We start from the raw sequence: 12,773 nt of genomic DNA on the forward strand, positions 1-12,773 counted from the left end.
TCACTCCCATTCGATCGTACCCGGCGGCTTGCTGGTATAGTCGTAGACCACTCGGTTGATGCCCTGCACCTCGTTGATGATGCGCGTTGCAACGCGGCTGAGGAAGCTGGCATCGAAGGGATAGATGTCGGCCGTCATCCCGTCGGTGCTGGTTACGGCGCGCAAGCCGCACACACTGTCATAGGTGCGGCCGTCCCCCATTACGCCTACGGTCTTGACGGGCAGCAGCACCGCAAAGGCTTGCCAGATCGCGTCGTAAAGCCCGGCGTTGCGGATTTCTTCAAGGTAGATCGCATCCGCTTTGCGTAGAATGTCGCAGCGTTCCTTGGTGACTTCACCGGGAATGCGGATGGCGAGGCCGGGCCCGGGGAACGGATGGCGGCCGACGAAAATCTCCGGCAGCCCCAGCTCGCGGCCCAGTTCCCGCACTTCGTCCTTGAACAGTTCGCGCAAGGGTTCGACCAGCTTCATGTTCATGCGTTCGGGCAAGCCGCCGACATTGTGATGGCTTTTGATCGTGACACTCGGCCCGCCGGTGAAGCTGACGCTTTCGATCACGTCTGGATAGAGCGTTCCCTGCGCAAGGAAATCCGCTCCGCCGATCTTCTTCGCTTCGGCTTCGAACAGATCGATGAAGGCCCCGCCGATGAACTTGCGCTTCTTTTCCGGGTCGGTCTGGCCTTCCAGCCCACCCAGGAACATCTCTTCGGCATTCACATGGACGAGCGGGATATTGTAATGGTCGCGGAACAGGGTCACGACCTGCTCGGCCTCGTTCATGCGCATCAGCCCGTGGTCGACGAAGACGCAGGTCAGTTGATCGCCAATCGCCTCATGAATGAGCACTGCGGCAACCGCGGAATCGACGCCGCCAGACAAGCCGCAGATAACCTTGCCATCACCAACCTGCGCGCGAATTTCTTCGATCTTGGTCTTGCGGAATTCGGCCATCGTCCAGTCGCCGGCGAGGCCGCAGACATGGCGCACGAAATTGGCCAATAGCTTCCCGCCGTCAGGGGTATGCACCACCTCGGGGTGGAACTGCGTGCCGTAATATTTGCGCTCTTCGTCGGCGATGACCGCAAACGGTGCCCCATCGCTTGTCGCGACGATTTTGAAACCGGGTGCAAAACGCGTGACCTTGTCACCATGGCTCATCCAGACCTGATGACGTTCGCCGTTCTTCCATAGCCCGTCGAAAAGCGCGCACTCCTCGGTAACGGTCAGATAGGCTCGGCCGAACTCGCCACCATCGCCGGTTTCGTGGCCGGGACGCACTTCGCCGCCAAGTTGCTGGCTCATCACCTGCTGGCCGTAGCAGATGCCAAGAATCGGCAGTCCGCTATCGAACAGGATCTGCGGTGCGCGCGGGCTGTCTTCGTCGCACACGCTCGCAGGCGAACCGGAAAGGATGATCCCCTTGGGTTGCAGGCGATGAAAGGCTTCCTCGGCCTGCGTGAACGGCGCGATCTCGGAATAGACCCCCGCCTCGCGCACGCGGCGTGCGATAAGCTGGGTGACCTGGCTGCCGAAATCGACAATGAGTATGGAATCGGGGAGGTGCTCTGGCTGCATGCGGTCCGTTAAAGGCAGGGCACGCCCGCTGTCCAGCATTGGCTCTTACGCTCGGGAAATTGTCCCCATGGCCAACAAGAGGCTGGTCGGGGACAGACGCCGTTGATCACCCTGCTGCGGCGATCCCCCGGCAAATGTGCACTTCCATGCAACTTATTGGTTTCTCACGTCTTCGGCGCCCCCAGAAATAATCATGGGACGTGGCCGAGATGGGTTGCGCAAAACGCAACACCAATCCAAGTTTTCACACTTTAGTTCAAAGACGTGAAAGATTATTACAACCCTCACAGCCAGACGGTGACCCATGAGGAGCCGTTTCGGACGAATTACAGATACGACGGCAGTCCAAGCAGCCGCGTTTCTGGCCTTCCTCGCCAAGAGCGGTCGGCACCATGCCTGCCGGGTCTGCGAGGCGATATGGCAGCGAGTAGAGACGCGGCCGCCGACATTCCTCTCCCTCCCCCCAAGAAGTTGGCGCCGCGTCTCGAAAGCCGCAGCCACCGCGAGCGTCACGCGGGCAAACCGCGCCGCACTGCTTCCTCACGAAGTTCCGTCTTGAGAAGTTTCCCGATGTGGCTGCGCGGCATTTCATCGATAACATGGAGCTGAGCCAGCCGCTGCGTTTTTCCCAACCGGGAATTGACCGCATCGCGAATCGTGTCGCAGTCGCGGGCGCTTTCCTTCAGCGTGATGAAGCCAACCGGCGTCTCGCCCCAGCGTTCGCTGGGTACGCCGATGACGGCCGCTTCGACGACATCGGCCTCCTTGGCCAGTTCATCCTCCAGGTCGACGGGAAAGATATTGAACCCGCCGGAAATGATCATGTCCTTTGCGCGGCCCACCAATTCAACAAAACCTTCGGCATCCATCCGCCCGATATCGCCCATGCGCTGCCACAGTTCGCCAGTCTCAGGGTCGGTCCAGTACCCTTCCTGTGTTTTCGCGGGCTGGTTTTTGTATCCCGTCATCATCGTCTGGCTTCTGCCGATGAGATTTCCCGCCTCGCCAGGTGCTACGGGCTTATCCTCATCGTCGAGCACCTTGAGTTCGCTGCCCGGAGCGGGGCGACCGACAGTATGAAGCTTGTCGGGAAATTTGTGGGCTTCCAGAAGACACACGACGCCGCCTTCGGTCATAGAATAGATTTCCACCAACGCTCCCGGCATCCGATCGAGCACTTCCCGCTTCAGTTCGGCCGGGAACGGCGCAGAGGTGCAGTATTTGAGCTGTAGCGAAGAGAGGTCGAATTCGTCGAAGCGTGGCTCCTGCATCAGGCGGCGGTACTGTACCGGCACCAGCATGGTGGCAGTCGTGCCGTCTTGCTCTGCGAGCTGAAGCCATCGCAGCGCGTCGAACTTGCGCGTTACCCGTACGGTGCCGCCAGCGAGCAGGGGTGGCAGAAACGCAACCATCGTAGTGTTCGAATAGAGCGGCGTGGATGCGAAGGTGCACACCCGCATTCCGTTTTCCAGCCAGCTCGATGCCGTTGAAGCGAATTGGCGCCACCGCATCTGGTGAGAATGGACGATACCCTTGGGAACGCCGGTGGTCCCGCTCGAATAGATAATGTTGAAGGCATCGGCAGGTTCAGGATCGAACGAAGCGGCCTTGGCGCCTTCGGGTGCCATCCACGTGTCGAGGTCCTCGTCCAGCACGATACGCGTCATGTCCGCAAAGCAGCCGTCGCCCAACTCGTTCAGCTTCGCGCGATCCATGAAGATATGGGTAGCGCCGGAATCCTTCGCCATTCCGGCCAGCTGATCGGGACTGGCGCTGGTAGTCAGTGGAGCCGCCACTCCGCCCGCCCGCACAGCCGCAAAAAATACGAGCGCGTAGGGTATGGACGAATACCCAAGGATCGCTACCGATTGCCCGCGCTCCAGCCCTTCTTCCAACAGCCGTGCAGCGATCCGCTCTACCTTCTCGCCGAGCTGCGCCCAGGTGATCTCGGCATCATCGTCCCGAATGGCGATTTTTTCGCCCAACTCAGCAGCATTGTCGGCGATGATTTGCGAATAGCTGCCAAATGGTTCGGCAAGCTTGGCGGCGATCTGTGTATCTCCCATACCCGCACCCTTATCGCTGACCGCGCGTCTGTCTAGCCGCCCGATAGACTGCCGAGCGAAAATGCCAGGATCACCCCCAGTGCAGTAGCGATGCCGGCCCAGTGCCGGTCCTCCCGAAAGGCCTGCGGGAAAACTTCGGTGGCAAGGCTGGCGACCACTGCACCGGCAGCAAAGCAGCGTATAAGCGCCAGTGCACCTTCTCCCACGCCGGTCAGCGCCAGATTGCCGACTATCGCGGCAAGAGACAGCAGGACGGCAGTGCCTGCCCACAGCAACATGATCTTACCCTTCGACCGCCCGTCCTGCGCCATCGAGCGTGCGCCGCCTGCCGCCTCGGGCAAGTTCGACAGCAGGATCGATCCGGCCAGGGCGGCAATCTCCAGTCCCCCCGCACCGATGAGCGCGACGCCCAAGGCAAGGTTTTCCGGAATACCGTCGAGGGTAATGGCCGCCAGCAACCCTCCTCCTCCGTTGGAACCCCATTTTTCGTCGATCAGATAATCGCAGATGGCGAAGACGACTGCGCCGGCGCCAACGCCGAGCATGGCGTGAAATACGCTGGACTTCTCGATCGAGGGCTGGATGAGTTCGGTCGTCACCGAAAGCAGCAGCGCGCCCCCGGCCAGCGCCACGAGAAAGCCTTCGAGGCGTTCGGGCAGCTTGCCGTAGATGCCCCATGCAGCGCCGACGACAAGAGCGCCCGACACCACCAGCACCACGGCAAAAAGCATCAGCATTCGATCACGTTGACCGCAAGCCCGCCCTGGCTCGTCTCCTTGTATTTATTACTCATGTCGAGCCCGGTCTGCCTCATGGTTTCAATTACCTGATCCAGCGACACGAGGCTTTCCGCCCCCGTTCGATGAAGGGCCAGTCGCGCGGCGTTGACCGCCTTCACTGCGCCAATGGCATTACGCTCGATACACGGCACCTGCACCAGCCCGCCGACAGGGTCGCAGGTCAGGCCGAGGTTATGCTCCATGCCGATCTCTGCTGCCGAGGCCACCTGCACCGGCGATGCGCCCCACAGGGCCGCGAGTCCGCCCGCCGCCATGGAACAGGCGACGCCAACTTCGCCCTGACAGCCCATCTCGGCACCGGAAATACTCGCGCGCTGCTTGTAAAGCAGGCCGATTGCCCCTGCCGTAAGGAGGAAAATGCGCCGACTATCCGTGCACGGCTGTTCGTCGTTTGCGACGCAATAGAACCGGATCACAGCAGGAATGATGCCCGCCGCGCCATTGGTCGGCGCGGTGACCACGCGCCCGCCCGCGGCGTTTTCCTCGTTTACGGCCATGGCATAACAATTGAGCCAGTCGAACAATTGTTCACGCTCGTTCGACTGGGGGTTCGCGGAAAGCTTGTCCCACAGGTCCGGCGCACGCCGTTCGACCTTCAGGCCACCCGGCAAGATCCCGCGCTGGGTGAGGCCACGGTCGATGCACTGATCCATGGCCTTTGCAATCCGGTCGATACCCTCGAGCGTTTTATCACGCGGTCGGAAAGCGTCTTCGTTGGTGAGGATCAGATCCGCGATCGAGACGTCCGCCGTGTCGCACGCCGCCAGAAGCTCTGCTGCCGAACCGAAATCGTGCGGAACCTGGGTGCCGGTATTGATGCGGTCGCCCTTGGGCTTGCGCTTTAGCTGAGCTTCGGATGCGACGAAACCTCCGCCGGTCGAGTAATATGTCCGCTCGGACAGCTTCCCGCCATCGGCATCGAAGGCGGTAAGCTTCATTCCGTTGGGGTGCAGGTCGGGAATGATGTGCCCGGCCAGATCGATGTCCCCCGCGGGGTCGAAGGCGATTTCACGCCCCCCGCCGAGATCGAGCCGTTTGCTGGCGCGAACCTTTGCAAGCGCCGCAGCCGCCTCGTCAGGACATGTCTTGTCGGGTGCGAACCCCATCAGACCCAGAATGCTGGCATCGACCGTCCCGTGCCCAACGCCCGTAAGCGCCAGAGAACCCTGCAGTTCGATCGTGACACGGGCCGTCCGCTGGAGCTTGTCCGATTTTGCCAGCGCCCTCGCGAAGGTGCGGGCGATCCGCATCGGACCCACCGTATGCGAGGACGAAGGACCAATCCCAATTCGGAAGATATCGAGCACTGAAAGCATGGCTGGCGAGATGCGCCTTCGACCGCCTGAAATCAACCAGTTGCCGCTCCTGCCGGACAGACGGCAATCTGTGGGTAAAATCGACGCTGAAACTTTGGAATTTCGGCCTCGAAAGCCTATATGATCGATATGGACGATACCCCTGAATACACGGGCGCCGAAGCGCCGAAGAAAAACGGTTACGGCGCAGATTCGATCAAGGTCCTCAAAGGCCTCGATGCAGTGCGCAAACGGCCTGGCATGTACATCGGCGACACCGACGATGGGTCGGGCCTCCACCACATGGTGTTCGAAGTGTCGGACAATGCGATCGACGAGGCGCTTGCCGGGCATTGCGACCTCGTCCTGATCGAACTCAACGCCGATGGCAGCGTGTCGGTAGAAGATAACGGTCGCGGCATTCCGGTGGACATGCACAAGGAAGAAGGCGTGTCAGCGGCAGAGGTCATCATGACTCAGCTGCATGCCGGCGGAAAGTTCGAAAACACCAGTGACGACAACGCCTACAAGGTTTCGGGCGGGCTTCACGGTGTCGGCGTGTCGGTCGTCAATGCGCTGTCCGAATGGCTCGAACTCACCATCTGGCGCGACGGCAAGGAACACTGGATGCGTTTCGAACATGGTGACGCGGTCGAAAGCCTGCGTGTCGTGGGCGATGCTCCCAAGGTCGAACAGAATCCCGACGAAGACGGCTTCAAGAAGGGCACCCGCGTAACCTTCAAGGCGTCGGAAGACACCTTCAAGAACGTCATCGAATTCGATTTCGAAAAGCTGGAGCACCGCTATCGCGAGCTCGCCTTTCTCAATTCGGGCGTGCGAATTCTCCTGCGCGACAAGCGGCACGAAGAACCGCTCGAACACAATCTGTTCTACGAAGGCGGCATTGCGGCATTCGTCAAATATCTCGACCGCAACAAGCAGGCGCTGGTCGCCGAACCCATTTCGGTAAGCGCTGAGAAAGACGGTATCGGCATCGATGTCGCGCTGGAATGGAACGACAGCTATTACGAAAACGTCCTGTGCTTCACCAATAACATTCCGCAACGTGACGGGGGGACCCACCTTGCGGCCTTCCGCACCGCGCTGACGCGCACGCTCAACAATTACGCCACCGCCAGCGGGTTGATGAAGAAGGAAAAGGTCAGCCTGTCCGGCGAAGACATGCGCGAAGGGCTGACCGCAATCGTATCGGTCAAGCTGCCGGACCCCAAGTTCGGGTCCCAGACCAAGGACAAGCTGGTGTCTTCGGAAGTTCGCCAGCCACTCGAATCGCTCATGGGCGAAAAGATGACGGAGTGGCTCGAAGAGAACCCGAACGACGCCAAGCAGATCATCCAGAAGGTCATCGACGCGGCCGCTGCGCGTGAAGCTGCCCGCAGGGCACGCGAGATGAGCCGCAAGGGCGCCATGAGCATCGCTTCGCTGCCCGGCAAACTCGCCGATTGTCAGGACCGCAATCCCGAAAACTGCGAACTCTTTCTGGTCGAGGGCGATTCGGCAGGCGGGTCGGCCAAGCAGGGTCGCGACCGCAAGACGCAGGCCATCCTTCCGCTCAAGGGCAAGATCCTCAATGTGGAACGTGCCCGCTTCGACCGGATCATCTCGTCCAAGGAAGTCGGCACGCTGATCCAGGCGATGGGCACCGGCCTGCGCGACGAATTCAATCTCGAAAAGCTGCGCTATCACAAGATCGTGATCATGACCGACGCCGACGTCGACGGCGCCCATATCCGCACGCTCCTGCTGACCTTCTTCCATCGCCAGATGCCCGAGATCGTCAAGGCCGGGCACCTCTTCATCGCTCAGCCTCCGCTGTACAAGGTGTCGCGAGGCAAGAGCGAAGTCTATCTGAAGGATCAGCCGGCCTACGACCGTTACCTGATCGCACAGGGGCTCGACGGGCGGGTGCTTGAAGCGCAGGGCGGGCCGGTTCGCGGCGGCGGCGAATTGCAGGCGCTGGTCGACCACGGTCTGCGCATGCGCAACATGCTCGGTTTCGTGCCTCGCAAATACAATTCGGAGCTGATCGAGGCGATGGCTCTGGCCGGCGCGCTCGACCCTACCGGAGATCGATCTGCTGCTCTCGATCATGCTGCCGCCCACCTCCAGATGGGCGATCCCGATGCTCGCTGGAAGGCCGAGACGGGCGAAGACGGCAAGGTCCGCCTCAGCCGCGTCTGGCGCGGTGTGACGGACGTGCACGAAATCGACCCGGCATTTCTCGAAAGTGCCGAGGCACGCAAACTGCACAAGATCGCGCAGGATTTCGCCGATGTTTACGCGTCGCCCTTGCGTCTCGTGCGCAGCAGCGCGGAAACAGAGCCCGACGATGGCGAAGCGAACGAGGCGGATGACGATGCGCCGATCCTGACCGACGACGCGATCACCCTGCCGACCCAGCTGCTCGACGCGGTGATGGTCGCCGGGCGCAAGGGGCAGAAGATCCAGCGCTACAAGGGTCTTGGCGAGATGAATGCCGAGCAATTGTGGGAAACCACCCTCGACCCCGACAACCGTGCGCTACTGCAGGTGAAGGTCGAGGATGCCGACGTAACCGATGAAATCTTCACCCGCCTGATGGGCGACGTCGTCGAACCGCGCCGCGAATTCATCCAGAACAATGCCCTCAACGTGGCAAATCTGGACGTTTGATGACCTGAGCTCAACACAGCCAGGGCATGCGACAGCAATGAAGTCGCCTCAAAAAGGGCCGGGAAAAGCGTCATTGCCTATCCCGGCCCTTTCTATGCGGAGAATTCCCGGGCGGTAATTTCCGAACCGTTGCCGACGCATCGGTTCGTGGCGGAAATTCGCCGATGCATGTTCCTGCGCAATCGGATCGGGCCAGCCCCCACCCGTGCCCACCCTCCACAAAAGCAGGTATTTCGCCCCAATCGCGTCGCAGTCTCCGGTTTGAAAGAAAACCGTCGCGAGCTTTTCACCTAGCTCTGGGAAAGGCCCCTCACACCGAGAACGAGGGGCTACATGAACATCAAATCGCTTTCCCACGCCGCACTGTTTTGCGCAGCATCGGCCATTCCCTTTCAGGCCCTTCAGGCCCAGGCACCGGCGCAACCGGACGACGAGGATGTCGCGCCCGCCGATAACCAGATCATCGTTACGGCACAGCTTATCGAACAGCGCGCACTCGACGTGCCGATTACCATTTCCGCGCTCACCGGCGATGCGATCGCGCAACTCGGCGTCACCGATCTCGACGAACTGTCGAACTATATTCCCGGGCTCAACATTCAGGAACAGAGCGCCAATAATCCGGGCATCGTGATCCGCGGGATCACATCCGACAGCGGATCCGCCCAGCAGGGACCCCGCGTCACGCTATATTACAACGGGGTCGATATCTCGCGCTCGCGTGGTTCCTATCAGGCGATCTACGATCTCGATCGTGTAGAAGTGATCAAGGGCCCGCAGGCGACGCTGTTCGGCACCGCATCTGCCGTGGGCGCGATCAGCCTCGTTTCCGCACGGCCTCGCGCCGGCTACTCGGCCGAACTGACCGGCGGTTACGGCAATTTCGACCAGACGCTGGTTTCGGGCTTCGTAAATGCCGGATCCGATGTCGTCGCAGGCCGCATCGCCTTCGAATGGCGCACCCGCGATGGCTATGTCGAAATCCTGGCCCGCTCGCAGGAAGAGGATCTTTACGCGCAAGACCAGTTCGGTGCGCGCGGTTCGCTCCGCTTCACGCCCAACGACCGTTTGACGGTCGACCTCATCGGCACATTCGACCGGCAAAGGCACGGAGGCACGCCGTTTATCTCGGATACTTTTGCCACTCCCGACGGGCCCGCGGATCCGTTCGGTCGCGCCTTCCTGGGCGGGTCCCCCTATTCGGAAGCCGCCCTGGGTGACAGCCAGCTCGGCCTCGACCGTGAAGTCTACGATGCGAATCTGACGGCGGAATACCTCATCGGTGACAGCCTGACCTTCACCACCGTCAACGGCTATCGCGAATTCGACAGCCATGAGGTGTTCGACGCCGATGGCGGCCCGGCACCGTTCCTGGAATTTGCGGAGATCGCAAAGGGGCATCAGGTCAGCCATGAAGGCCGCTTCACCTATGTCGATCCGCGATGGCGCGCAGCCTTCGGCTGGAATTTCTTCACCGAGGACAATCTCCAGCGCGTGCCATTCTCGACCGAGGAGGGCACTTTCCTGCAGTGCCTCACCACGTCGCTGGGACTGGCTCCGGTCATTCCGGGTATCCCCTGCGTCGCCGCCGACGGCAGTGTGGCCGCCGCACAGGTTACCCAGCTCGCTACCGGCGGTGCCGCCACCGCAATCCCCTACAGTTCCGTGTTCGAAAACCAGGGCAACAATCAGAGCTATTCACTCTTCGCCGATGCGACCTTCATTCCCACCACCTCGCTCGAACTGACCGCAGGCGCCCGCCTGCTGATCGAGCAGCGCCGTTCGGGCTTCGTTACGTCCGTGCCCAATTCGGTACTGACGGGCGCGCCGCTCATCCCTGGCCAGATCGATACCGGTGGCCGCACGTTCGAAGCCGAAGACAGTTTTTCCACCGTGCTGCCGCGGTTCAATGCGCTCTACCGGATAACGCCCGACCTCAATGTCTTCGCAACGGTTTCGAAGGGCCGCCGCTCCCCGGTCGTATCGCTTGGCGCACGCCGTGCCGGGACCGAAGTTCTGCCCAACATCAATGTCATCCCGCAGGAAGTGGTGTGGAACTACGAAGGTGGGATCAAGTTCGGTTCGCGCGCCGTCTCTGGCTCGCTGGGTGTTTATTATCAGGATTACAGCAATTTCCAGACCACGCGCACGATCTCGGACCCGAACGATCCTTCTGGCCTGCCGCTCGGCACCACGGTCACGGAAAGCGTCGGCTCGGCCAGCAACCTTGGTGTCGAGGCGGAGATCAACATACGGCCCACCAGCTGGCTGAGCGTCTTCGCCAATGTCGGCTACATCGATGGCGGGATCGACGACGATCCGATCAACGGAACGGTCGCGGGCGATCGTTTCCGCCTCCAGCCCGAATGGCAGGCTGCCGGCGGTTTCACCGTCGATTACCCCGTCGCGCCCGGTGTACGGATCTTCGCAACGCCGTCGGTTACGCACCGTAGCCGCATTTTCTTCGAAGTGCCGAACAGCCTGCGTATCTCGCAGGAAGCCGTCACTCTCCTGAATGCGCGCGCCGGTGTCTCCTTTGCCGATGATAGGTTCGAAGTCGCTGGCTTCATCCGCAATGCCACGAACGAGCGCTATCTGCTCGATGCCGGCAATACCGGCGGGGCCTTCGGGCGGCCGACCTTCATTCCTGCCGAGCCGCGCTTCTACGGTGTTCAGCTGACTGCGCGGATCGGGCGGTGAGCGGGGGGCTCGACCGGCGCACGGTTCTCGGTCTGCTCGGCGCGTCGGGAGCCGCCGCGCTACCCGTCGGCGTATCGGCTCAGGCAACCGGGCCTGTTCGTTTCGATCACGGGGTCGCCAGCGGCGACCCCGCTGCGGACGGGGCAGTGATCTGGACCCGCGCCAGTGTCGATGGCCCAGGCGATGTTCCCTTGCGCTGGAAAGTCCGTGAAACCGAAGGCGGGCCGGTCGTCCGCGAAGGCGAGACGATTGCACGCTTGGTTGCCGATCGTACGGCCAAGGTGGAGGTCGACGGTCTCGAACCGGGCCGGGAATACCGGTATGCCTTCCATGCCGCCGACGGCGCGCAGTCACCCTCCGGTCGCTTCCGCACCCTGCCTGTGGGTCCGGTGGACCAACTCGTCTTTGCGGTCGCTTCCTGCCAGTTGTACCCCGGCGGCTATTTCAACGCCTTTGCCGACATGGCTCGTGCCGAGCGGCTCGACGCGGTCATTCATCTTGGCGACTATATATACGAATATGGCGATGCCGGTTACGGCGCCGATATTGGCCGACGCCTAAATCGGCTTCCCGATCCGCCGCATGAAATCGTGACGCTGGCAGACTATCGCTTGCGCCATGCGCAGGCGAAGTCCGACCCGGACATGCAGGCCGCGCACGCGCGTGCGGCTTTCATCTGTGTTTGGGACGATCACGAAATCACCAATGATGGCTGGTTGCACGGCGCGCAGAACCACCAGCCTGAAACCGAAGGCGACTGGGCTGGCCGCAAGGCGGTAGCGATGCAGGCCTATTTCGAATGGATGCCGATCCGCGATCCTTCGGCAGCGCGGGCGAAGGAAGCGATCTATCGCAGCTTCGAATTCGGCGATCTGGCAACGCTCGCCATGCTGGAAACACGCCTGCTGGTTCGCAGCGAGCAACTCGAATTCGCAGGCGATCCGGATGATGCAAACGCTTATGCCGCCTTCGCCGAGACGCTGGCGGACGAGACGCGTCAACTGATCGGGGACGAGCAGCGCGACTGGCTACGGAATATTCTGTCCACTTCGGTCGCGGCAGGCAAGCCATGGCAGGTGGTCGGAAACCAGGTGGTGATGGGCCGCGTCGCCGGTCCCGATCTGGAGGCAGAAATGGGCCCCGATCAATATGCCGACCTGATTGCCAGCCTGCCGAGCGGACTTAACGATCGCATCGCGGCGGCGCAGGTGGGCTATCGCAAGGGCGTGCCGTTCAATCTCGACAGCTGGGATGGCTACCCTGCCGCACGCGAGCGGCTCTATGCGACGTTTCGGGATGCAGGCTCCAGGCCGATTGTCCTCGCAGGCGACAGCCACGCGGGTTGGGCGAACCGCCTGCGCGGCGCTGACGGTGAGATAGTTGGCCTGGAAACCGGCTGCACCGCGATCACCAGTCCCTCTTACGGATCCATCTTGCCGGGCATCGGGCGGTATATCGAGCAGGCTAATCCGGACACGATCTACTGCAATCAGGATGCAAAGGGATATACCTTGCTCACCCTGCGTCCGGGTTCGGCGCGAGTGGACTATCGAACGGTCTCCACTGTCACGGAAAAAACTTTCGAGGCGGGGATCGACGCGTCTTTCGAATGGAAGCGCGAGGATGAAACACCGGACTGGTCGGAAGTCTGAACGGGACGGGGG

General features: G+C 61.5%; 7 protein-coding genes. 3 read left to right on the forward strand and 4 right to left on the reverse strand.

Annotated elements, in window-relative coordinates:
* The 4 genes from guaA to K3177_RS00985 all read right to left on the reverse strand — a co-directional run bounded on the left by guaA (position 1) and on the right by K3177_RS00985 (position 5,757).
* On the reverse strand, positions 1–1,575 hold the full coding sequence (guaA, locus tag K3177_RS00970) for a glutamine-hydrolyzing GMP synthase (RefSeq protein ID WP_196847062.1): 1,575 nt from the start codon (positions 1,573–1,575) through the stop codon (positions 1–3).
* Between the two features lie 509 nt (positions 1,576–2,084).
* Positions 2,085–3,641 (reverse strand): class I adenylate-forming enzyme family protein, encoded by a 1,557-nt coding sequence (locus K3177_RS00975; RefSeq protein WP_221596428.1) that lies wholly within the window; start codon positions 3,639–3,641, stop codon positions 2,085–2,087.
* A 32-nt stretch (positions 3,642–3,673) separates the two neighbouring features.
* Positions 3,674–4,378 carry a ZIP family metal transporter gene (locus K3177_RS00980; RefSeq protein WP_221596430.1) on the reverse strand — a complete coding sequence of 235 codons (705 nt, stop codon included), beginning with the start codon at positions 4,376–4,378 and terminating at the stop codon, positions 3,674–3,676.
* The gene (locus tag K3177_RS00985; RefSeq protein WP_221596432.1) at positions 4,372–5,757 is read right to left on the reverse strand and encodes an L-serine ammonia-lyase; all 1,386 of its coding nucleotides are present in this window, start codon (positions 5,755–5,757) and stop codon (positions 4,372–4,374) included. Before K3177_RS00985 ends, K3177_RS00980 begins: the two co-directional genes overlap by 7 nt.
* A 129-nt stretch (positions 5,758–5,886) precedes the next feature.
* Here K3177_RS00985 and gyrB point away from each other — a divergent pair, with 129 nt between their 5' ends.
* From gyrB to K3177_RS01000, 3 genes are all read left to right on the forward strand, one after another.
* Complete coding sequence (gene gyrB / locus K3177_RS00990; RefSeq protein WP_221596434.1) at positions 5,887–8,409, forward strand: DNA topoisomerase (ATP-hydrolyzing) subunit B; 2,523 nt, start codon at positions 5,887–5,889, stop codon at positions 8,407–8,409.
* A gap of 333 nt (positions 8,410–8,742) precedes the next feature.
* Complete coding sequence (locus K3177_RS00995; protein ID WP_221596436.1) at positions 8,743–11,109, forward strand: TonB-dependent receptor; 2,367 nt, start codon at positions 8,743–8,745, stop codon at positions 11,107–11,109.
* On the forward strand, positions 11,106–12,761 hold the full coding sequence (locus K3177_RS01000; RefSeq protein WP_221596438.1) for an alkaline phosphatase D family protein: 1,656 nt from the start codon (positions 11,106–11,108) through the stop codon (positions 12,759–12,761). The genes K3177_RS00995 and K3177_RS01000 overlap by 4 nt, the downstream gene beginning before the upstream one ends.
* Positions 12,762–12,773 lie beyond the last annotated feature (12 nt).

The organism is Qipengyuania pacifica, from assembly GCF_019711555.1.
GTDB lineage: Bacteria > Pseudomonadota > Alphaproteobacteria > Sphingomonadales > Sphingomonadaceae > Qipengyuania > Qipengyuania pacifica.